The organism is Rubripirellula lacrimiformis (assembly GCF_007741535.1).
GTDB classification, from domain to species: Bacteria; Planctomycetota; Planctomycetia; order Pirellulales; family Pirellulaceae; genus Rubripirellula; species Rubripirellula lacrimiformis.
This window is the reverse complement of the sequence record NZ_CP036525.1, coordinates 5,220,860-5,244,021: the sequence shown is the minus strand read 5'-3', so window position 1 is coordinate 5,244,021 and position 23,162 is coordinate 5,220,860. Positions and strand designations below refer to the sequence as shown.

The 23,162-nt window shown below is 58.8% G+C and carries 18 protein-coding genes; 9 read left to right on the top strand and 9 right to left on the bottom strand.

The window, feature by feature from the left end; all coding sequences use genetic code 11:
• Window positions 1-44 precede the first annotated feature (44 nt).
• The gene (locus K227x_RS18510) at window positions 45-2,408 is read right to left on the bottom strand and encodes a serine/threonine-protein kinase (RefSeq protein ID WP_145171815.1); all 2,364 of its coding nucleotides are present in this window, start codon (window positions 2,406-2,408) and stop codon (window positions 45-47) included.
• Window positions 2,386-2,979 (bottom strand): RNA polymerase sigma factor, encoded by a 594-nt coding sequence (locus tag K227x_RS18505; protein WP_145171813.1) that lies wholly within the window; start codon window positions 2,977-2,979, stop codon window positions 2,386-2,388. Before K227x_RS18505 ends, K227x_RS18510 begins: the two co-directional genes overlap by 23 nt.
• Window positions 2,980-3,367: 388 nt before the next feature.
• Here K227x_RS18505 and K227x_RS18500 point away from each other — a divergent pair, with 388 nt between their 5' ends.
• Entirely contained in the window at window positions 3,368-4,468 is a 1,101-nt protein-coding gene (locus K227x_RS18500) for a glycosyltransferase family 2 protein (RefSeq protein WP_145171811.1), read from the top strand.
• Window positions 4,465-6,195 carry an ArnT family glycosyltransferase gene (locus K227x_RS18495; protein ID WP_145171809.1) on the top strand — a complete coding sequence of 577 codons (1,731 nt, stop codon included), beginning with the start codon at window positions 4,465-4,467 and terminating at the stop codon, window positions 6,193-6,195. The genes K227x_RS18500 and K227x_RS18495 overlap by 4 nt, the downstream gene beginning before the upstream one ends.
• 415 nt (window positions 6,196-6,610) lie before the next feature.
• Here the strand turns inward: K227x_RS18495 and csrA are convergent, their stop codons facing one another.
• From csrA to K227x_RS18480, 3 genes are all read right to left on the bottom strand, one after another.
• A complete protein-coding gene (gene csrA / locus K227x_RS18490) occupies window positions 6,611-6,835 on the bottom strand; it encodes a carbon storage regulator CsrA (protein WP_145171807.1) in 225 nt (74 codons plus the stop codon).
• 232 nt (window positions 6,836-7,067) lie between these two features.
• Window positions 7,068-7,529, bottom strand: a complete 462-nt coding sequence (fliW, locus tag K227x_RS18485; RefSeq protein ID WP_145171805.1) for a flagellar assembly protein FliW — start codon at window positions 7,527-7,529, stop codon at window positions 7,068-7,070.
• A 171-nt stretch (window positions 7,530-7,700) separates the two neighbouring features.
• Window positions 7,701-9,656, bottom strand: coding sequence for a flagellin N-terminal helical domain-containing protein (locus tag K227x_RS18480; protein ID WP_145171803.1), 1,956 nt, complete (start codon window positions 9,654-9,656; stop codon window positions 7,701-7,703).
• A 271-nt stretch (window positions 9,657-9,927) separates the two neighbouring features.
• Between K227x_RS18480 and K227x_RS18475 the strand changes: the two genes are divergently transcribed.
• A complete protein-coding gene (locus K227x_RS18475; protein ID WP_246145911.1) occupies window positions 9,928-10,473 on the top strand; it encodes a TerB family tellurite resistance protein in 546 nt (181 codons plus the stop codon).
• Between the two features lie 90 nt (window positions 10,474-10,563).
• Here the strand turns inward: K227x_RS18475 and K227x_RS18470 are convergent, their stop codons facing one another.
• A complete protein-coding gene (locus K227x_RS18470; protein WP_246145910.1) occupies window positions 10,564-11,571 on the bottom strand; it encodes a hypothetical protein in 1,008 nt (335 codons plus the stop codon).
• Window positions 11,572-11,916: 345 nt separating this feature from the next.
• Here K227x_RS18470 and K227x_RS18465 point away from each other — a divergent pair, with 345 nt between their 5' ends.
• Window positions 11,917-14,742 (top strand): protein kinase family protein, encoded by a 2,826-nt coding sequence (locus K227x_RS18465; protein ID WP_145171799.1) that lies wholly within the window; start codon window positions 11,917-11,919, stop codon window positions 14,740-14,742.
• 184 nt (window positions 14,743-14,926) lie between these two features.
• Here K227x_RS18465 and K227x_RS18460 read toward each other — a convergent pair whose 3' ends face one another.
• The gene (locus tag K227x_RS18460; protein ID WP_246145909.1) at window positions 14,927-15,271 is read right to left on the bottom strand and encodes a hypothetical protein; all 345 of its coding nucleotides are present in this window, start codon (window positions 15,269-15,271) and stop codon (window positions 14,927-14,929) included.
• Between the two features lie 217 nt (window positions 15,272-15,488).
• Here K227x_RS18460 and K227x_RS30675 point away from each other — a divergent pair, with 217 nt between their 5' ends.
• The 5 genes from K227x_RS30675 (at window position 15,489) to K227x_RS18440 (ending at window position 20,343) form a co-directional block, all read left to right on the top strand.
• On the top strand, window positions 15,489-15,656 hold the full coding sequence (locus tag K227x_RS30675; protein ID WP_218933355.1) for a hypothetical protein: 168 nt from the start codon (window positions 15,489-15,491) through the stop codon (window positions 15,654-15,656).
• A 108-nt stretch (window positions 15,657-15,764) separates the two neighbouring features.
• On the top strand, window positions 15,765-17,561 hold the full coding sequence (locus K227x_RS18455) for an ExeA family protein (protein ID WP_145171797.1): 1,797 nt from the start codon (window positions 15,765-15,767) through the stop codon (window positions 17,559-17,561).
• An 80-nt stretch (window positions 17,562-17,641) separates the two neighbouring features.
• Window positions 17,642-18,097, top strand: a complete 456-nt coding sequence (locus tag K227x_RS18450) for a hypothetical protein (protein WP_145171795.1) — start codon at window positions 17,642-17,644, stop codon at window positions 18,095-18,097.
• 66 nt (window positions 18,098-18,163) lie between these two features.
• Window positions 18,164-19,075, top strand: a complete 912-nt coding sequence (locus tag K227x_RS18445) for an NAD(P)-dependent oxidoreductase (protein WP_145171793.1) — start codon at window positions 18,164-18,166, stop codon at window positions 19,073-19,075.
• Window positions 19,076-19,149: 74 nt separating this feature from the next.
• Complete coding sequence (locus tag K227x_RS18440; RefSeq protein WP_145171791.1) at window positions 19,150-20,343, top strand: 1-acyl-sn-glycerol-3-phosphate acyltransferase; 1,194 nt, start codon at window positions 19,150-19,152, stop codon at window positions 20,341-20,343.
• An 869-nt stretch (window positions 20,344-21,212) separates the two neighbouring features.
• Here the strand turns inward: K227x_RS18440 and K227x_RS18435 are convergent.
• Entirely contained in the window at window positions 21,213-21,827 is a 615-nt protein-coding gene (locus K227x_RS18435) for a transposase (RefSeq protein WP_145171789.1), read from the bottom strand.
• A gap of 401 nt (window positions 21,828-22,228) precedes the next feature.
• The gene (locus K227x_RS18430) at window positions 22,229-23,161 is read right to left on the bottom strand and encodes a tetratricopeptide repeat protein (RefSeq protein WP_145171787.1); all 933 of its coding nucleotides are present in this window, start codon (window positions 23,159-23,161) and stop codon (window positions 22,229-22,231) included.
• Window position 23,162 lies beyond the last annotated feature (1 nt).

Here is a 23,162-nt window from a genome sequence, read left to right as displayed (position 1 = left end):
CGGGGCGTTCTGGCGAATCCCACGACGGGTGAAGGCCGCGACGATCAGGGTTGGTTGTGATCGTTGTCGCGGTACAGTTCGCTGCGATTTTTCTTGGTCATCGGGGCGTGTGGGATCGTGATTTCCTGATCGCTATCGATCGGCTTGAGACGCAGTTCGACATTCTGGCCGGGGATGTGTCCTAGGTGCCACAGAACTTCGACCAAGTCCTCGCTCAACCGTTTCTTCCATTTCTGGTCGTAGTGATCACGGGTTTTTTGGATCAATTCCTGGATCAGGAAATGGTCGATGCCAAGCAATTCGTACGTCTTGGAATCCATGGTCACGATGACTCGTTCGTCGTCGAACTGCATCCGCGTGAAAGGAGAGATCTTGGGTGGATCGTTGAACCCGCCGGGCAGCGTTTCAATCCAATCTCGAAGACGATCAAGTGGCTTCGCCTCGACTGGTTGCCGCGGTTGATCGTCCTGGTCGGCGCCCGCGATTTGTTCGGCCCCATCGGACCCGTCGGATGAAAGGGGCTTTGGCAAGTAGTACTTCACGCGTGCTTGATCGCGCGGGTCCAGTTGGTCGTATACCTCGATTGTGCGTTGCTCTTCACGAAGCACGCGGTTGATGGATGCGAAATCAGCGAAGTCGTCCTCGGAGACTCGATGTTGATCTTTCGCGGTGATCTGTTGCTGGAGTTCGTCTTGGATCGATTTCAATTTCTGCAGTGCGGTGGGATACGAGTCGGCAAGATCCAGCCAATCCGACAGCAAGAATGATCGACGGACGGCGTACCAGGCCGAGTTGGCTTCGACGCCGTTTTCCCAGCACCACAGAATTTTGTCCAGCGACGCTTCGTAGTTCCCGTCTCGGGTGTCCTCCGCCGCAGCTTGGCGGATGATGCTGGGGTCACGGCTTTCGAAGACTGATTCCGGCGGTTCCTGCATCGCGATACGTGCCACCCACCGGCCGCCGGACTGGATCGTGACTTGATTGTTCTGCAGCGTGATGGATTGGTCGTCCGCCTTGGATTCGATCGAGTACTTTCCGGCTCGCAATCGGGTGGTGGTTCCATCTTGGGTGACTGTGAATTCTTGCACGACGTTGCCATCCTGCCGAATGACGATTGGGACCTGGGCGTTTGAATTGCTTTCGATCCGAAGCGTGCCTTTGCTGGTTTCTAGGTAAATGATCGTGCCAAAGATTGCGAAGAAGGCGGCCGCGGCTGCGGCGACAAGCCTGTTCCGGGGTGGCCATCGGTTTCCACCATCCGAAACGGGCGCCGGGAGACCGGGAAGATCGGTCGTTGTCGGTTCTGGGACCGCATCCGGCGTTTGCAAATGGGCGTGCCATTGTTGCAGCACTTCGGCGACCTGCAACGCGTTCTGAAAACGCTCGTCGGGTGATTTGGCCAGCAGTTTGGTGACGATCTGTTCCAGCCACTCGGGGACGTCGGCATTGATGCTGCGCAGCCGTCGCGGCTGGTCGTTCACGATCCGGTTCAGCACGCCCATTGTGGTCTCGCTGCGAAACGGGCTTCGCCCGGTCAGCATGAAATAGATCAGGCTGCCCAGCGAGAACAGATCGCTGCGATGGTCGATGGAATCGCCATGAGCTTGTTCGGGCGACATGTACTGCGGTGTTCCGGCGATGACGCCGCTGCGAGTCATGCTGGCGTCGTCGACGGCGCGAGCGAGCCCAAAATCGGTGATTTGGACGCGTTCGACCCCGTTTTCCAACAACACGTTGGCGGGTTTGATGTCCCGGTGGACCAGGCCTTGTTCGTGTGCGGCCGCCAATCCTTCGGCGACTTGCGATGCGATTCGGACGGTTTCGATGACCGTCAGTGGTCCCACGCTGCGCACCCTGGCGTCAACGCTGTTGCCTTCCACGACCGGCATCACCAAGTAGGGGATTCCGTTGTGTTCGTCAACGGTTTGGATCGGAACGACGTGCGGATGCACGACGGCGGCGGCACTCTTGGCTTCTCGCGAGAATCGCATTCTTGCCGCCGCACTGGTGGCCAGTTCCGGTGCCAACACCTTGACCGCCGAATGGCGATTGAGTGATGTGTCGTATCCACGCATGACGATCCCCATGCCACCGCGGCCCAAGATTTCTAGCACCTCGTAGCGAGCGAACCGACCGAGTGAACCGGGGTGGTCGCTGGGTTCAAGGAAGCCAGGGATGTCGTCCAGTTCCATCGGTTGGTCAAAGGAATTTGTCAGCGACGTTGGATCGACTCTTAGTAGCCGAGTCGCTTGTTCCCAATCAAAGTCGGCTTGGGCGATCGTTTCTAGTTCGGCTTGGCAGTCGGCGCACGATTCGATGTGTGACTGAATCTCCGCGGGGTCAGCCGACGGATCCTGGTCCAGAAAAGCTTGCAACTGGCTGCGGTCATAGTGAAAGCGAGCGATCATCGGAATCAACCTCTCTCTTTAAACGGGCCATGACGCGACAGCGAGCGACGCGTACGGAGCCCTCGGATTTTCCCAACTGCTTCGCAGCCGACGGGATCGATTGGTGTTCAATGGCAGTCAACCAAAATGACTGCCATACGGATTCAGAGAATTGATCGCGGATGTGGTCGCACGCTCGCAACAACTGCTCGCGTTTGACTTCCACATTCCAAAGCGTGGCCGTGTCGTCCGGTGTCAGGCGTTGTTCCAGTGCTTGCCGCATCTGGCTGTCGCCGGAACCCACGTCATGCTGGGGCTGTCGAAGTCGATCGATGGCGGTATCCCGAGCCAGTTTGCGGAGCCATCCGCGAAACGAGCCCGCAGCCGAGCAGTCAAAGGATTCGACTTTCCGGCTGACGATCGCAAACACTTCCTGGGTGACGTCTTCGGCATCGGCATTTTGCAGCCCTCTAGAGCGTGCCACCCGGTAAATGATGTCGCGGTACAGACGCACGAATTCGTTCCAAGCTTGCTCGCAAGCCGGATTGGCTAGGTTGCCAATGAAAGTCGGACGTGTTTCTGGACCTTGCAAATCAGTGTTCTCCTACCAGCAACCCGAGTGTGGCTGCCCATTGTTACCAGAAAATCGGAAACTTTCTCGAACTCCATCCCAATGTCGAATCCCCCATGCCGTAGTGGACTTCGCCAGAATGCCCTGTGGTGTGGAAGGGAACTGTGGCGAATTTGATTTCCGGGTGGTCCTACGAATGCGATTCCCGCGGGTGGGTTTGGGGGATGGCTGCGATTGCTGGGATGGGGGGAACCGGACGGGGTGGTCTTGCCGTGTGAAACAGGTTTTTGATATCGACCGGACGAAGACACCCGCGTCCCGCCACCCGAGTTCCCCCCAAGTATCGCCCGTGACCCGGCCCGACAAGACAACAAACGATCCGAGAACGGCTGATCCCAGACGAAACCCCATGAGCGATTTGGACAACAAAACTTTGGCCGCAAACACACCGGGCGACGACGTCCTAGCCGCTAAATCGTCGGATGTGGTTGACCTTTCGATTATCGTTCCGCTGTACAACGAATCCGAATCCGTGGGCCCGCTGGTCGCACAGATCGAGGCTGCTTTGACGTCGGCTGCGAAGTCGGTGGGTCGCGCCGAAATCGTGTTGGTCGATGACGGCAGTACGGACGGAACTTACGCCGTAGCCGCCAAGGTCAGCGAATCGGTTGCCACCGAGACTCGTGTGGTCTCCTTGCGAAGAAACTTCGGTCAAACCGCGGCGATGCAGGCCGGAATCGATGCCTCGCGGGGACGAATTGTCGCCACCATCGACGGGGATCTGCAAAACGATCCCGCTGATATCCCACGCATGGTCCAGCATCTCGAAGACAACGGGTTGGATCTGCTGTGCGGTCGCCGCGAACGACGCAAAGACGCGTTCCTATTGCGAAAAATCCCCTCCTGGATCGCCAACCGGCTGATATCGCGAGTCACGGGAGTCAAGATTTCCGACTATGGCTGCAGCCTTAAAATCTATCGCGGTGAAGTGATCCGTGATGTTCAATTGGTGGGCGAAATGCATCGCTTCATCCCAGCCTGGGTCGCAAAAATCACATCGCCGGACCGCATCGGCGAAATCGGTGTTCGTCACCATGCTCGCCAATTCGGACAGTCCAAGTACGGGATTTCACGAACCTTTCGCGTCGTGTTGGATCTACTTTCGGTGTTGTTCTTCATGCGATACCGGGCACGTCCTGGTCACTTCTTTGGATCGATCGGATTGGTCCTAGCGGCGATCGGAACGGCCATGTTGTCGATCGTTGGATTCGCCAAATTCGGGCTTGGTCAAGACATTGGCAATCGGCCGATGCTGATCGTCGGTGCCTTCGCTCTGTGCACGGCGGTGCAGTTGATCGCGATCGGAATTTTGGCCGAGATGGTTTCCCGGATCTATATGGAACTTCCGGGCCAAGGCAACTACATCGTTCGACAAGAGCACACAAATTTCGATGACGCCGAACAAGCGTCTCCATCGATTCTGGCCCCCTATCGGCGAAATGCGGCATGAACCCTTTGCGTTGGTTGGCGGCAACTCCCTATCGATATCCGGCTGTTTTGGTGGGGTATTTTGCACTGCACGTAATCGTGCGTGCTTCGCTGTCATCGTCGTTGACATTTGACGAAGCGGAACAGGTCTATCTTTCTCAGTGGTGGCACGTCGGATACAACGGCCAACCGCCGCTGTACACGTGGCTGCAGACACCGATTCTGGACACGATTGGCCAGGCGGCATTGGCTCTGCCGCTGCTGAAGAACCTGTTCCTGTTGTTGACCTACCTGTGCGTCTATGGTGCGGTTGGCCGGGCGACTGGGAATCGGGTGACCGGGATCGCTGCGTCGGCAGCCATGTTGACGATGCCCCAGATCGCATGGGAAAGCCACCGAGATCTATCGCACACCGTTGCCGCACTTTTTGCAGCCACTTGGTTGTTTTGGGCGATTGTCAACGTTCGCCAACGACCTAGCATGGCCGGATATTTGGCGATCGGTTTTGCGACCGCGGCCGGTTTGCTGTTCAAATACAACTTTGCTGTCATTTTGGTTGCCTTCATGGGGGCAGCCTTGTCGATCGATTCGTTTCGGGCCCGATTGTTGGACACTCGGATCGTGGCCGCGATCGCCATTGCCCTCGTCTGCATCGCGCCGCACTACCTGTGGGCGATGGAGCACCTGGAAACGGCGTCGTCGAAGGCCATGGAGCAGTTGTTGCCTAGCGAGCCGCTTTCGCTTGGACGAAGGATCGAGTTGGGATTGCTAGCGCTTGCGGGTTCGACATTTTCGACTTGTTCGGCGACCTGCATCTTGTTTTCCATCGCGTTCCGCGAGCGGCTGTTTCCACGCTGGTTTCGCGTTCGGAATTCACTGCCCGAACCGGTGAACGAAAAACCCAAGCGTTTGGCTGACGCGATTGCAAATGTGCTGGCCGACGATGTCACGTGCTTGGTCGAACGGACCATGATTGGCGTCGCAGCGATCATGTTGATCTTGGCTGCGTCGGGCAACGCGATTGACACCAAAAATCATTGGCTGCAGCCCTATCTGTTCCTGCTGCCTGTGTATCTGGTGATGCGATTTTTCAGTCGCAGTCACATCCGCGGACTTCGGCCACAGGGCAACGACGTTCGCACCTTTGACATCGGTGGTGGGCGATTGGGCATCACCACGGGATGCTTGGCACTAGTGGTTCTTGCCGTCGTGGTTGGACGACCGCTGACCGCGTCGGTGCGAGGTGACTATTCGTGGCTGAACATGCCGTTTGATACGGTTGCCGAAGAGATCAAGCGGATTCATCCGCAGCCCGACATGATTGCGGCATCGAACATTCGATTCGCCGGAAATCTGCGGGCGCACTTTCCGGACATGCCGGTGATCACGATCAGCGATCTTCCGTTTCGGCGTCCGGCGGGACTAAGTTTCCCCCCCAAAGACACCGACCGAATTCTGTTGGTTGTCGATCGCAAAAGCGACGGTGATGGCCAGGGCGGACTGCGACGGCTAAGTCAGTCGGTCGAAACGACACTGGCAGCCATCGATACGCGTTGGCACGACGTCGACATCCGGTACCAGTACGGTTCGGGCGACACGACTCATTTTCGCTTCTGCGAAGTAGCCGGAATGGGGACAGCGATCAAGAGCGGGGAGTTGCCGCCGGGAGTCGATGTTCCCGTGACCGGATATCCCGACGGACGTCGCCCGGTGCATCGAATTGCCGAATTGCCCGATCTGACGTATTGATCGGGGCCGCGATTGCCCAAGGATGTAGACGCTGGTGAAGCGTTGGATCTTGTTGGGGGCAACCGCTGCGCAATTGAGATTTCGGGCGAAATCCACGTCGGGCGATCGGGGTGGGGATCCATTGCGTGGTGAGTGCAGCGGATTGTGGTTGCGATGACAGCGCCGGCGGGATGCGAGGGCGCGTCATCGTGGTTGCTTGGGACGAAGGGTCGCCCAAAGCCGTTGACGGTTGGTTGAATGTGCCGGATCGGTTGGATTCGACACTGAGGGCAACATCCCGGTATACCAGCGGCTTGGACCGCTAGGATCCGTGGCTTGCACATGGGGATGTTGCTTCAACAAACGGTTGACGGCTCTCGCTGCGACCGATTGTCATGTCCAGCCTGCAATCAAGCTTGGCTGGACCGCTAACGTTTCAGCCTTTGGGCGGCTGGACGTCTTTGGTTGCACCGGTGCCAGTCTGGGTGGCTCGGCGGTTTTCCCGCTGAATCGCATCGTAGACTTCTTGCCGGTGAACGGGGATCGATTGTGGTGCTTCGATGCCCAGACGAACTTTGTCGCCTCGGATGTCAACGATGGTCACCACGACATCGTCGCCAATCATGATGCTTTCGTCGCGGTGCCTGGAAAGGACGAGCATGTTGTCCTCGTGGTGATCTTTGGGGGGAAGGGATTTCGCTTTGGGCAGCGTACAATCGCCCCCAAGGTTGATAGTGATTCTTATCGAGGGCTGCTTTCAGAAGTCGCAGCAACCTCTCGACAAGGGATTCATCGACCACCCTGAGTGACAAATTGAAGTGGCGGTCGCGAAGTCCACCAATGCCGATCGTACCGGCTGACCCACCGACGCATAGCGGCGCCGGTCGATCCGCTTACGCGGCTTTCCGCAAAGACTGAACCATCGAATCGGCGGCGGCCTGAGCCAGCGGCAGCGATCGTTGGATGGGTTGTTCGTCGCTGGTGATGACCTGACACCCTAAGCGGCGGCTAAGGTTCAGTAGCAGCGGTGAACGCAGGTTGGTCGTCAGTTTGCCGACGTGCCCTGAAACGGTCGTCATGACATACATTTCGGCACCCGGCTGCATGTGCAAACACGCCAGTTCCCGGCGGGTGACGTGGACCCGATAATCCTCGAAGAATGCTCGCGGGCTGACCAATGCGATCGCCCGGTCACCGCGTGACGCACTCTGCAGCCAAGCCACAGAAGCATTCTGCGGATCGGGCAACAATGCCCACTGACGCAGCGTTTCCATCCCTATCAATCCCTGTGGAAACAGGAAGAGTTGGTTGGCATTCAGACGAAGAGTGCCGAAGCGTTGCGTGTCGATCCGCATGGCCGAAGTTCCCAATGAAACAGTTAAAACTAGCCGGAATTGAATCCGTCCAGTCGCGTTGCGGGATTTCGATCGATCCGCCCGAAAGCGTTCGCGTCGTCCGAAATTGGAGACGATGCTATCCCGTCTTTTTATTCATCGGCCGCATGGGCGGAGCAATCGACAAAATCGTTACAAATAGTTCAGCACGGTCATGCTGGCCGTTTGTCCGATGATCCGCAGCGATGCTTCCAACGACACCTGACGCTGCCCCAGTTCGCTGATCACCTCGGTCAGGTCGGCATCGATCTCTTCGGATAGCTGGGCTCGCAACTGGATCACCCGCGTTTCGGTGGTCTCTTGCAGTTGGTCCAGATTCTGAGTCCAGACGCCCACCTTGCCGCGAACTCTTGAAGCACGGTCCAGATCGATGTCCAGCTTGGCCTGCAATCGTTCGATCTCGGGCCCGTCACCGGACTCGACCGCCCGCTGCAGACGCAAAAGCGTGTCCAGGGCCCCGCCGGCATCTCGCGTGGCATAATCCTCGCCCACGATCGTGTCGACCGAACCGACGACGCCGCCCGAACTGGTGTTTTGCCCCAGCGGGATCAGCCCCAATCGCGTACCGGCGTTGGACACCGCGGTTTGCGTGACCGTCAAAGCTCCCGCTCCGGGGGGCGCCTTCAGTTGCAATCCGTTGCCAAAATCGTTCAGATCCACCAAAACGCGGCGGGTGTCTTGGTTTTGTGGGTGGTTGCGAATCAGATCGATCACATCCGCGATCGTCTCGGCACCCTCCAGATCGAATTCCAATTCCACGCCATCGGGGCGGATAATGGTTAGATCGGATGAGTTCGGATTCAGAGCTAGCCCACGGTCACGCCCCAGCGAAGCCAAGGATGTGGTGGTGTCGGCTGATCGAATGCCCAGTGCGGCGGCCGTGTCGCCACCATTTTCGCCGATCGAATAGTCGACGCCCATCCGCTGGGACCGCAGCACGATGCGGCCTTCGGCTTGATCCAGTTCGGCCGTCACGTCCGCGCCGCTGCGGTTGATCGCAATCAGCACGTCGCTGAGGTCCTCGGCACCGTCGAAGTTGACGGTGAACGTCTTGTCGCCTTGGATGATTTGGATACCGTCGGACAGGTCCAACCCGGCCCCGTTGGCCAGGTCCGATATCTTCGTCGCCGACGTTACCCGCGGGGACAGGCGATCGCCGATAATTGGCGGAGCTTGAACTCCGGTCGGGTTGCTGATCGCTAGCTCTGCAGCCATGGTGCTGCCGACACCATCGGCGATTGCTAGCGTTCCGCCCAGCCCATCTTGGTATTCGATGCGGATACCATCATTGGTCAGCGATGCGACGACAGGGCGATCATCCAGTTTGATGGTGGAGATCAGTTCGACGACGTCACCGATGGTCGCTGCGTTGCTGAGGTCTAGGTCGACCCAGTTGCCACCGCCCGACAACCTGATCTCGCCCGGTACCACGCCGCGGCCTTGTCGCAGGTCGACCAACCGCGAATCGGCGTCCAGGGCGGCGTCCAGCGATGTGCCGTCGACGATGACCGCGTTGGCACCCAGGGCTGCGTTGGCGGTCAGGTTGATTTCGGCGGGCGTCCCCGCACCGATCTCCGTTCGGCCGATCGCACTTTTTCCGCTAAAAACGATGTCTTTTTGATCGTAATTGAACGAACTGGCGGAATTCAGAAAGCCGCCCAGTTGTTGGTGATCGCGGAACATCGAATTTCCGGCTGCCACGACTCGGTCGATCGTCTGCTGCAACGTTGCGCCCAGGGCCGCACGTTCGTCGTCGGAAATCACGTTTTGGGCACCCAGCACGGCGGCCCCGCGAGCTTCGATCAGAGCGTTGTCGATCTGTGCCAACGAATCGTCGGCTGCCTGATAAAAGCTGCGTGTGCTGGTCGCGTTTCGGACCAACTGATTGCTGTTGTCGATGCTGCGATGCAAGGTGATCGCGCGGTTGGCTGCGGCCGGATCGTCCGACAGACTCAATACCCGTTGACCGGTGCTGAGTTGGTCGTATTGACGCTGGATCGCTAGCTGGTCGTTGTTCAGTTGGAACAACAGCCGTTGATTCGAAAGCGGGGTGCTGGTTCGAGTCGCCGAGATTGGTAGAAGTGCCATGCGACTTTAATCGTCGTTTGACAACCGGGACATTCAGCAAAACTGCATATCGATGCACGCTGGGCCGCCGGGCAGGGATTTCGGCACCTACGAAACCGGAAGACATACCCGGGTGGGTGCCCCCCATTAGCGGATGGCGGTGGATCGGTCGGTCGAATCGCCCGTCGACCGACATCGCGGGGACCCGTATCATGGGAGCATGATTTTAATCGGCACCACGAATTTGACGCGGACCCGCGAACGAGGCAATTTCTATTGTCCCGGTTGCAGAGTGCCCCAGACGTTCCGGCTGCGGGCCCGTCGGCCCTGGTTGACGCTGTATTTCATCCCCACCGTTCCGATTGGGGGGCCCGAATTGTTTGTCCAGTGCGATCAGTGCAAACAGACCTGGGATCCGACCGTGATGCAGATGGATCAGGCCACTCATGAAATGGCCGCTGCAGAGCAGTTCGTGGACGAAACCATCCGGTCCGCCGTCGTAGTGACATTGATCGACGGATCGATCAGCGAAGCAGAGATTGCCGCGCTGTTGGATTTGGGGTCCGACAGACTGGGCCGTGAATTCGACCGAGAAGAACTGGGCCGATTGTGCTCGATCGCCCAACAGAATGGGATCAAAGCCGCCAACTATGTGTTGACGGTTTCGACACGCTGGGATCAAGGCCAACGTGTCGAGGCGCTGCAGGCGATGTTCTTGGCCGCCAGCGCCGAAGGCGAACTGAGCGACGAGAAGCTGAAAGTGCTGGCCGAGATGCGAGAAATTTTGAATCTGTCGGACAACGAATACGAAGCCGCCATCGAAGCAACGCTCCGGTAACGGCATCCACCCCGGCCATCTTCGCCGCCGACTTCCGTAGCGCAAGTCGCCAAGACTTTCGGCCATCTTCTTTCGGCCCTATGCCCCCCATTACCGCCGATTATTGCTGCGGGTCGCCATTTGTCCCTGCGGACGCACGACGTAGACCTTCGGGTCGTCAACGATGAACGCCGTACTCCAACGTCGGTCGTCGTCGGCACTGCAGACGTTATAGAAGAACGTTCGGAACCGTTCGCAGCGATAATCGTATGGGAATTGGCTGGTGATGTAGTCCGCCTCGGTCAACTCGTCGACACCCGGCGAAGCGTAATAGTGAACCATTCCGTCCGGCGTCACGCTCATTCCCAGCGTCCACCATCCGGTGGTCGTGATTTGAGGGCCTCGGAAATCGCCGCCTCGTTGATTGCTGCGAACCCGCAGGTAGGCGAAGTCGGCGTCTTTGCCGGAATCTGATTTGCTTTCAAATTCGACAAACAGACCTGGCCAATAGACTTCGTTGCCCATTTCACGCTTGGTTCGTTTGAAGATGCCGACGCCGACTTCTTTGTCGGTCATCGCCGTGGTTTCCAGGGCCAAGCGGAAACCGAAGTGTGGTCCCGATCGGTTTTCCCAGGTGTCGACGGGCGGCAGGTACAGCCGCGTGGTGACGCTGGGAGCCTCGGAAACATTGATCGTTCGTTTCAGGCGGTACTGCACATTGGCGACGAAATCGTCCTGGTGCATTTTGCCCGATGGTTGTCCGGGGATCCCCGTTCGCAGGCTCTTCAGCAACAGCGATCCGGTGCTACCGGGCAGCCCGCCGCTGGGCGTGGAGACTCGTTTGACGATATCGGGGTGGCCGCGTTTGATGCCTTCGTACCAACGACCATTGGTGCTGCGACCCATCGGACCGCGTTGGTTTTCGTCGATGTCTTCGGTGCTTTTGGGATCGCGAGGAATGTATCCCCACTTTTCGTCTTCGAAGTCGTCCGCGACGCCGACGATTTCCGAGCCCATTCCGGGCACGACCGGACGCTGGGCTTCGGCGTTGGAAACGGCTCCCGCGGCAATCACCAAGGTGGTCGCGGCGGTCATGATTCGTGAGAACGAGATTCGCATGGTTCGATCCTTAAGGGCTGTGCAAGCGAAAGGGCGCAGCAGTGCTCGTCGCGTCATTCCTATGCGCGCCGTACCAGACCGACCCCTCCATTCGGAACAATCGGCACAACCTGACCCAGGCCTTCAGCAAAAAGAATTCCTGTCCGTCGCAATCGGGAAATCATGGCGTTCGGTGGGATCCGGAATCCACATTTCAATCACAGCAACATTCAACAAGATGATGCCGCGGGCCATGATCGGATGATGGAAAACGCGTCGTCGACTGCGGTCCGACTGCGGTAAGAACCGCGATCGACTTTCGCTATACTCGTTGCTGACGACGTACTCTTTGCCTTCGGATCGAACATGCTGAAACGTGGATTCCAATTCGCCCCGGGATACCGGCTGCAAGAATTCCTCGGGCGAGGGCAGTTTGGTCAAGTTTGGCGGGCAACCGCTCCCGGTGGCGCCGCTGCGGCAGTCAAGTTCATTGATCTTTCGGACGGGCAGGGGCAAAAGGAATACGACGGCGTTCGACGAGTCAAACAGATTCGGCACGCCAATCTGATGCCGATCACTGCCATCTGGTTGCTTGATGGTGAAGGCAAGGTGATCGAAGAGGCGCCCGACGTTGCCAACGAAACGATCGATCTGTCGATCGTCGAAGGCAAAGGTCAATCGGGGCTGTTCGTTCCCCAGCATGAAGTCGAACCGAGTTGGTTGGCGGTTTCGATGTTGTTGGGGGGACAGAGTTTGCAGGCCAGGCTGCGTGATTGTGTCAAATCGGGACTGCCGGGGATCCCGCCCAAGGAACTGATTTCGTACATGGACGAATCGGCCAAAGGCATCGATTTCCTGAATTCGCCCATCCACGACTTGGGCGATGGCCCGATCGCGATCCAACACAGTGATATCAAGCCAGCCAACATCGTGCTGATCGGATCATCCGCAGTGGTTTGTGACTTTGGGCTGGCTCGCATCCTGACTCGCAACCAGGTCACCGCGACCAGCGCGGCGGGCACGCCGGCGTACATGGCCCCCGAGGCGATCAGCGGAAAGCCGTCGCGTTCCAGTGACCAATATGCGTTGGCCGTCACGTACTACCATCTGCGAACCGGAACTCTGCCGGTCAACGATGGATCGTTGTGGGAAGTGCTGGATGCCCACCGCCAAGGCAATCTGCATCTGGACCAAGTCAGTCCCGCCGAACAAGAAGTGATTCGAAAAGCGACCGACCTGAAATGGGAACAGCGTTTCGAAACCAACGTCGATATGGTCGACGCATTGCGGGATGCGCTGCGTGCCGAAGGGCAAACGAAGCCTAGCTTTGTGGCGTCCGGTGCGGGAATTTCCGGATTCGCATCGCCCACCCCGTCGGGGACAGCTGCTGAAACGGCCGACTTGGGCAATCTTTCGACCGCTGGTGAAGACTTCACCGCGACCTTGGACACCGTTCCCGATGCCGTGCCCACCGAACCGTTCGCCGTGTCCGCGACTCAGGCATTGGCATCCGATCAATCCACCGCCGAAGGATTTTTCGACGAAACGATCGCGTCGGTGCCAATTGCTGGCACAGCCACGGGGGCGACAATCGGGACGCATACCGGTGGGGAGAATGGCCGTGCCGCCGGCAACCGCTTCCATCCCAAAGTCGTTGCCGGAGTCGTCGGCGGCGGCTTGGTGCTGCTGTTCATTGCCATCGTCGCGATGGGGGGGGGCGACAGCCAGGATGATGCGGGCGATGGGTCAGCGTCAGTGTCCAAGACCGAGCAATCCGAGGCTTCAGGCCATAACGGTGGCGACAAAGATGTTGCCGAAACGAAGCCTATCGTGGTCGGGCCGGACGGGGGACAGCGGACTGCGGACCAATGGATGACCAGCGCGATCGAACTTTTGGCGACCGACCCCGTGGCGGCTTCGGAACAATTCGGCAAGGCGATGGCGACCGATGTCAGTTTGGCTGTGCCAGCGACCATCCGGATGCCAGGCCATCAGGGCGAAGTGAACCGCATCATCGGATCTGCGGACCGCTTGGTATCGATCGCCGAAGATGCAGAGCCATTCGTATGGAACTTGAACCAGCATTCGGATGGCGGAGCTTCCGACCAACCGGTTGCACCGGAAAAGTTGGTGGGGCATCAGGACATGGCGACGTTGGTCCAGATTTCGCCGGATGGCAAGCGGTTGCTATCGGGCGGCTTTGACGCGACGCCGCGATTGTGGGATCTGACCGCGGATCAAGTGGCCAGCACCGTGTTGCCGATCGAAGGCGAGACGAGTGAAGTGTTGGCGGCCACCTGGCACCCAACGCTGCCCATCGTCGTGACCGGTTCCAGAGGGAAGCGAATCGGAATCTGGGAAATCGGGCCAGGCACCACCGCATCGCCCAACGGTTCTGTCAACGGAGCCGCTTTTTTTGCCGACCAGGAAATCTCTCAACTAGCAATCGATCCGGATTCGAAATGGCTGGCCGCGGTGGCCAGAAAGGATCCTGTCGCGAACGATGTCGAAGCGGTGGTGTATCCCTGGAACGCGATCGACGCGACTCGCCAAACGCCATCATCGGTGCCGGCCATTGATTTTGGTGCGGTCGATGCCAAGCAGATTGGTTTTGCCAGTCCTCGTGGTGATTTGGCAACCTTGGTGGTCGGCAGCCGCGGTGGCAGCGTGGCCCTGTACGGTTTATCGGATGTGCCGGATCAGTCACCCACGTTGATCGATCTTGCCAATTCGCCTCACAGCGGCCAGGTCGAAGCGATGAAGATTGTTCGGAAGCCCGATCATGACGTGATTGTCACCGGCGGCGCCGATGGATCGATCCATCGTTGGCAGCTGGGATCGATCGCCACGGCCGCACGTCTGGATCTGTCGTCGCAGTCCGTGTTGGGGCTGGATGTTTCGGCCGATGGTCGTTGGATCGCAGCAGCGATGATGGACGGCAGCGTGTGGTTGGTGGATGGCGAGTCGGACCGGCTTGGGGCGGCCTACCAAATCCTCGACTCCGGCGGCGAAGCGTGGTCGGTGTGGATTGACCCCGCCGGGCGTTGGCTGGTGGCCGGTTACGACGATGGCGTGATCCGACGCTGGGATCTGCGCCATGTCCAATTGCTGGTGATGACCCATCCGACGCCGCTGCGGACGATGGAACTGCCTAAGGAAGCGCCGCGGTCCGACCAGTTGTCTCGGCTTTGATGTCGATGCGTTGCAGCCGCGTCCCGGTCGGACTGGCCTCTGCATCGCCCCTTTTCTAGCGGGCTTTGCACTGGGTCTTCATTCACTGGCCGTTCATTCACTGGCCGTTCATTCACTGGCCGTTCATTCAACGGCCACTCGTTCACCGGCTCTCTTGTCTTGGCCGGATCCCGTGATCCAATCCTCAGGCCAACACGGTTTGGGCTTCATCTTTAGCCGCGGCCTTGGCGGGTTTGCTGTTGGCAACCTTCACGGGTGCTTGGACGGCGACTGGCATCGATTCGCGTCGGATACCGTCGCTGCCGTAGAAGATCACTTGTTTCTTGTTGAAGTCGCAAATCGCCGTCAACTTGACACTTCGCGGGCCGTGCACACAGAAGTAAACGCCGACAGTCTTTCCGGCTCGCACGACTTCGCGCTGAGTCATCGGGAACTGATTGGGGACCAGGTGGCCGAGGTCGCAAAGTCGCCGTTCGATGTTCTCGCACAGGGTCGTGAAGTCGATCTTACGTGGCGTTAAACCGATCATAAAATTCCTTTTGGGGGTGGTCACTAGGAAGGAAGTTTGATGGCCTCTGTCGCGATCCAGCACCGACTGCCCGATCGCCGAGCAGTGGACGGTATCGACCCAGGCATGCCGGGACGTTAGCTCTGAAAAAAGACTGATGGCACCGTTTCGGGTTCTGGCGGCAAGAAGTGCGGGTTATCCGGTCTGGCCGTCGTGGCTGATTTTTATCAACGCTGCGATGCCTGTTTCACGCCCGCATGCTGGCATCGCGGTGGCCTGCGACGGCTTGGCCTGGACGTCCCAAGGGGGGCCGGAACAGGCCCGCTGGGCCATCGAACCGCTGATGGATTGGCACCGAACACCGGTCTACCTGAGCGGGACAAATTCGAGTGCTCGCCGTTTTTGACACAGTCGCTCTCAAGGTCGTGGCAGATTGTGCCGATTATACCGATCGTAGCGGTCTATCGGCGCTGCACACCACAACGACCTCCCCCAAACGTTCGCGGGCCATTCCATGCAATCTTCCAACAGCACATACAACGTTCCACCGTTTCCGGCATTTCCAAGCGTTAGCCGTTACGTGGCACTGGGCAGTATCGAAGACGCGGTGACTCGAGTCGGTCGCAGCATCGACGCCCAGGAAGCCATTTCGTTGGTGATCGGCCCTCCCGGAACTGGCAAGTCGCTGATCTGCAACCTGTTGGTCAAACGCTATCAAAAGACGCACGACGTCGTGGTGCTTGGCGATACAACGATCGAAGATCGGGCTGCGTTCTTGCGCCATCTGCTGCATCACCTTGGCTGCGAATACGCTCGCACACCCGACAACGATCTGCATCTGGCCTTGGTCGATCGCGTTTGTGGGCCCGATGCGTCCGACCGAGGACTGCTGATCGTCGTCGACGAAGCACAGTCGCTCGCTCGCGAAGTGCTTGAATCGATCCGGATGGTCACCAACATCATGCGATCGGGTCAGCCACGTGTGACGGCCGTGGTTTGCGGTGGCATGAAACTGGACGAAGTCCTGATTGATCCATCGTTGGAATCGTTTGTCCAACGCGTGTCGACGCGATGCTATCTGCATCCGATGAACAGCCAAGAAACACGCTGCTATATCCAAGAAACCATTCGCCACTGTGGTGCCGAACCGGATCAAACCATCAGTGACGAAGCGATTGCGGCGATCCATCATGCCGCCAGCGGTGTGCCTCGTTTGGTCAACCAAATGATGACGCAAGCGATCGATTGCGCCGAGGAATCTGACGAATCGGTGATCACCGAAGCGGTTGTCGATCGCGCTTGGGCAACGCTGCAACAATTGCCTAGCCCGATGATCGAAGAACCGGCCTTGAAATCGGCCAACGCCGGGTCACCGATCGAATTCGGCGAACTTAGCAGTTTGGAATCAAGCCAGCCGGCCCAACCGGTGCCATGCGATTCATCCGATGAATCCGACGACTGCAATTGGGAAGAACCCGGCGGCGAGGTGGATGATATTCGCGTGGAACCGGCGACCGCGATGTGGGTAGACGAATCCGATGCTGGGGCCGACGCGACCTTGGAATCCGAGCCGGATGAATGCGATGCCGCAGCACTGCTTCGGACCACTCCGCTGCCTGCCGCCTTGTTTGGTGACTTTGAAATCGAAGAAGACGTCGACCTGAATGCTGTCGCCGCGTCCGCACACAACGCGTCGTTCGGTGACGGGTGTTCCAACGACGACCTAGCCGGCCGATCCGTCGACCACGCCTGCAGCGTTGAAATGGAAGCAACGGCTCCGTCGGTGCCTGCTGCCCACATCCCCGCAGCGGCACCCGCAGCGGCCACGTCCGAGGCAGCGAAATCGGTGCATCAGCCGGCCGCTGTTTCCGAACCCGTGCCGATGTCGGGCGTTCGATCGACCACAAACTTGGAAGCGATGTTGCATCAAGAGATCATCGGAATGTCTAGCTACGACGATTCGGTGATGATCATGCCGGAACCTGTTGCAGAGCGTCCAGAAGTATTGAGCTTGGAAAGCCCTTCGTTTGACGACGGTGGTCACGACATCAATGCGTCGCAAGACATCGATTGGGACAGCGACGACCGTGGCGCCGCGGCGCCGACAAACCACTGTCAACCATTGGGATACGATGATCAGCAAAGTTTCGATGGTGGTCTGCGACTGGCGCATGATGACAGCGATATGCTGGTGATCGAAGACGAAATGGATCTGACACGAACCGATCCTGGTTCGAAATCGGAAGGTGCACCGCGAAGCGTCACCATCGATTTCCAATCCATGCTCTCGCGTATGCGAACCGGCAGTTAACGTTCCTCGGGACGTTTAGGACGCGGTGATTTTGATCGCCGCCCCGCTTATCAAACCGCCATCTGATCACGCCGTAAAACATGTCGCTAGAACCTTTGGCAAACCGAATCGTCGAAATTTGTCGTTCCGGCGATACCACGCCGGTATTGGTGACTCCCAAGTATTTGTCGTTTCGACCGGCTTTCTATCAGCAATTCGTCGCTGTGCTGGCGCAGCGGTCGGGGCGGACGGTTCGAATTGACTGGTTGCGGACCGAAACCGGGATCATGGCGATGATCAGTGATACAATGGCGATGCAGGACGCCAAACGGATCACACGCATGCTCCGCAAACGATGCAGCGCAGATCATTCGATCGAACTGACTTCGTCGATCGGGCGTCCCAGATCGGCAACGGCAAGCTCGTTGGATGGTCGCCAACGCAATACTGCGAATCGCGACGACGCGCTGGTGATCGGACTTTGCCACGTTGGTCAGCCATTGCCAGAATGGGTCACGCCTATCCCGCTTGGCGAACGCCCGTTGGTGGCCGCCTAAACGTCATGGGGCAGCTGGCCACCATTTCGACGCAGCTTCGCGATACTTTCCCCATATTGAATAGCCATGACTCAGCTTCCGACGCCGGTAAAGGTCACCCCGTCCACTCGCATTGGCTGGATTGGCACAGGCGTGATGGGGCGCAGTATGTGTGGTCACCTGATCGATGCCGGCTATGCCGCGGCAGTGTTCAATCGATCGCCGGCCAAAGCTGATGACTTGGTCAGCAAAGGTGCCGTTCGCGTTGATTCGCCTCGATTGGTCGCTGAGGCCAGTGATGTGATCTTCACGATCGTCGGTTTTCCGTCTGATGTCGAATCGGTGATCTTGGGCGACGATGGCGTCCTTGCCGGGGCCAGTCCCGGATCGATCATCGTGGACATGACGACTAGCAAACCGTCGTTGGCGATCCAGATTGCGGAACAAGCTGCCCGACACGGGGTGCACGCGATCGACGCGCCCGTCAGCGGTGGGGACCTGGGCGCTCGCAATGCCGGATTGTCGATCATGGTCGGTGGCGAAGCCGACGCGGTTGCGGCCGTTGATCCATTGTTGCAGCGAATGGGCAAGACGATCGTCCACCAGGGACCGGCCGGATCGGGACAGCACACCAAAATGGTCAACCAAACGTTGATCGCCGCGGGCATGGTGGCCGTTTGTGAAGCACTGCTGTATGCCGAGCGAGTAGGACTGGACCTGGAAAAGGTTCTGCAGAGTGTCAGCAGCGGGGCAGCAGGTAGTTGGTCGCTTTCCAACTTGGCACCGCGTATGATCGCTGGCGACTTCGCACCCGGTTTTTATGTGGAACACTTCATCAAGGACATGGGCATCGCACTGGATGAAGCCGCGCGGATGGGACTGGAACTGCCGGGGCTGGCAATGGCTCATCGGATGTACCAAGACCTGGCCGCAGCAGGGCATAGCAAGAGCGGTACTCAGGCGTTGCTGATCGCGCTGCGAAATCAAAACACGCAGTAGCCAACACGATCGCGGCAGATCAAGAACAGATCGCCATTTCGATCGTTTCCTAAAAGACTGAACGAGGCGAGCAGATGAATCGTTACCGGATGCGTTTCGCGCCGCACGTTTGGAAGCCATCGCTGAGTCCGACTCTGGTGCGCTGGCTGAAATCGCTCCGCACCCAGCAGTGCAATCGCGAGGTTTGTATCGCCGACTTCGAAGTCAGTGGGGACGACATCGTCCGCCGACATTTGGACGCCGGGCACGGCGTCATGCTGATGCCCAACCATTCGTCGCACGCCGATCCGTATGTTATCTATGCCGCGGCGGACCTGATCGGGACACCGCTGCTATTGATGGCCACCTGGCACGTGTTTCATGAAAAGTCGCGTCTGGTTCAGTGGCTGCTTCGAAAGCACGGCTGTTTTAGCGTGGACCGCGAAGCTAACGACATCGGTGCGTTCAAATTGGCAAGCGGGCTGTTGCAACAGGAACCACATCCGCTGGTGATCTTTCCCGAAGGCGAGATCTATCACTGCAGCGACCGGGTGACGCCGTTTCGCGAGGGTGCAGCTGCGATCGCTGTCGCCGCGGCCCGAAAGTCGGATCGCCCGATCGTGTGCATCCCCTGTGCAATCTCGTACCGATACGTCGATGACCCCACACCCGCTCTGACCGAAACGATGGGGCGTTTGGAAGAGTCGATCTTCTGGCGTCGGCAGACCAACCGTTCGTTAGAAGAACGAATCTATCGATTTGCCGAGGCCCTGTTGGCGGTCAAAGAACTGGAATACTACGGAGAAACGAAATCAGGTCGATTGCCCGAGCGAATTCGTGCGTTTGGTGATTTTGTGTTGGATGCTGTCGAAGCTAGGCATGAACTGGCGTGCGGCAACAAGTCGATCCCCGAACGTGTCAAAGCCGCTCGCAAAGCCATCATCGAAAAACGTTCCGCCGATGAACTCGTCGATGCTGATAGGTCACGCTTGGACGACGATCTGGAGGACCTGTTTCTGGTGGTTCAGTCGTTCAGCTACCCCGGTGACTACGTGGGTGACAAACCATCGATCGAGCGAGTGGCCGAGACGATTGACAAGTTCGAGGAAGACGTGTTGAAGGAACCAACAGCATCAATCAAGGCCCGCCGCAAAGTGAAGGTGATGTTCGGCGAAGCCGTCGAAGTGATCGGTGACAAAAAAGTCAAAGGTCAAACCACCGAGATCACGACCCAGATCGAAGCCCGCGTCCAAGGAATGCTAGACAGCATCCACGGCGAATCCCAATAGCGTCGATCTCTCTCCGCGTGCCCGTGCGACCAGGCGACACGCGCCGAAGCGCCGTCCACTCGCATCGCCGGTATCTGTCGGTGTCTGTCGGTGTCACCGCGAGCCCACCGGGCCGCGCGTACTGGTGGGTGGACGCGAGGTCCAGTCGTTTAGCCGCGTGCCCATCGGGCCGCGCGTTTGGTGGACGGACGTGCGGGGCGATGCCCAGTCTGTCGTTTAACCGCGTGCCCATCGGGCCGCGCGTATTGGTGGATGGACGCACGGTCGAGCCCTGTCAGTCGTTTAACCGCGTGCCCATCGGCCCGCGCGTACTGGTGGGTGGACGTGCGGTCCAGTCGTTTAACCGCGTGCCCATCGGGCCGCGCGTCTGGGTGGGTGGACGCACGGGGCGTTGCCCACGCGGTTAAACGATGGGTGTGGATTTGGGGGCCAGCCGAGTCTGTCGTTTAACCGCGTGCCCATCGGGCCGCGCGTTTGCGTGGATGGACGCACGGGGCGTTGCCCACGCGGTTAAACGATGGGGGTGGATTTGGGGGCCAGCTGAGTCTGTCGTTTCACCGCGTACCCATCGGGCCGCGCGTTTGGTGGGTGGACGCACGGGGCGATGCCCACGCGGTTAAACGATGGGTGTGGATTTGGGGGCCAGCCGAGTCTGTCGTTTAGCCGCGTGCCCATCGGGCCGCGCGTACTGGTGGGTGGACGTGCGGTCCAGTCGTTTAACCGCGTGCCCATCGGGCCGCGCGTTTGGTGGGTGGACGCACGGGGCGTTGCCCACGCGGTTAAACGACGCGCGTCGATGTGGATTGATGCGCTGTCCCCTCGCGTCTACCACCGGGCCGCGCGTTTCCCCTCGCCGCTCCATGCATCTGTCATTGGTAGGTGTTCCACCCGGGATCCAGCCCTACGAATGGTGTGACGAAGCTCCACTTTTGTCTTCTCTTTCCTTCTTTGATTGGATTCTCAATCACGTAGGACATTGCATCTTCAATTTCCTGTTCCGATTCCAGGAAGCCGCGATAGCACCTTGCCGTCCATGGAGTCGGTGTCTCATTCTCCTTGGTTTTGTAACCGGCAAGCGGATGACACTTTTGCTGGTTTAGCTTTTTGGTTGCTTCGCCCTTCAGCAATCCTGCGATGTACTCGACCTTGAAGCGGTGGCGGGCGATTACCAAATGCACGTGTTGTGGCAGGATCGAGCATGCCCAGATGGTGAACTTGCTTTTGTGGATTGCGTTCTTGAAACCGCACCCGATTGCCAGCGCCTGCTGCCCATCCAGATGGACCTCGGGGTACTGCAGTTTCAGCTTTGTCGACTGCTGCCATCGCTGCTGTTCGTCCGTTAGCTGTTGTCGCTCCGTTCCTTTCGTCGTTGGTCCCTGAAGTCGCAGCTCCCAGACCGCAATGAAGTTGGACCAAGAGCCGCGTTGGTCGTTAGGAAGCCAAAATCCATAAGTCCCAAACACAACATGGTATCCATGAACCATCACGCTCCTCCCAGCTAGAACCGTTTGCCCCACGGGCCCAAAGGGCCGCGCGATGCAGGGTGGACGCGCGGGGCGTTGCCGCGCGGCTAAACGATCCTTTTTGATACTTGGTTCTTGCACGCTCGTCAAATCGCGTGGCCAATGGGTTTGGTGGTTTGGTGGGTGGACGCACGGGGCGATGCCCACGCGGTTAAACGATGTGCGGTCGATGTGCGGTCGATATGCGGTCGATATGCGGTCGAGCCGAGTCAGTCGTTTGACCGCGTGCCCACCGGGCCGCGCGTTTGGTGGGTGGACGCACGGGGCGATGCCCACGCGGTTAAACGATGGGGGGCGATGTGCGGTCCGAATTTGACTTGCTGTTCGTCTGCGGCGATGGGGGCGATGGGGGCCAGTGCTGGCTAGCGTGTGACGAACCAGCCTTCGGGTGGATCGGGCAGATCGAACGCTTGGTGGTACTTCCGTTGCTGCTGTTCAATCCAGGCCATGGACTGTTTGTGCAGCGGTGTGGGTTGCCGCCGAATGACTCTTCGGATGCGTTCTTTGGCGAGCGAGAAGTCCTGTGCCGCGGCCGCAGCGATCGCTAGGTTGTGTAGCGCCGCGGTCTGTGTGGGGTGCTGGTCGAAAACCTTCTGCCATACCTGTTCAGCTTCGCCCCATTTTCCGTTGCGAGCCAGTAGGTTGCCTCGCCGTACTTCTTTGCTGCCAGCCCATAGGTAGGGGATTTCGATCTGGACACGTTCGCGAACGACCGAAGGAGCGACCAACCGATAGGCTTCTCGCGCTGCCGCCGTCGCAAGCGCCTCGGCGGGGTCAGCGATCAATGCTAGTTCGGGATAGTCTTTCCGAGCTGTCTCGAGATCAACGACGACGGGGCGACCACCGGCGTGACGTCCATCGGCGACAGACATCAATCGCCAAGATACCGCCAAGGGGGCGGCGGAGTCGAATTCGTCCTGGTCTTCTTGGTGACTACGCCGCGACAGGACTTGGCCGCGAAGCACATAATCCACGTCCTCTTGTCTGGCGACCGAGGCCAACGCTAGATCGTTGACTTCGTCGGTGCCGGATACCAAGCGGATCGTCTCGTGCTGTGCCAACGACTCGGGGGCCAAGGCTTCGATCTGGCGACCAGCGTCGGACGGCGCCAACGCCAACATTTTGCGTCGGACCGGACCGGCGATTTCTTTCGGCCCTAGAACTTCGGCGACCGCGACCCGTTTGCCGACAGTCGACTCTAGCGATGGTGGCTTCCATAGGTGCACCGGCGCGCCCATCCGGCATCCGGATAGGAACAGCAGTGCGAAAGCGATGGGAACACGTGATGCGAACATA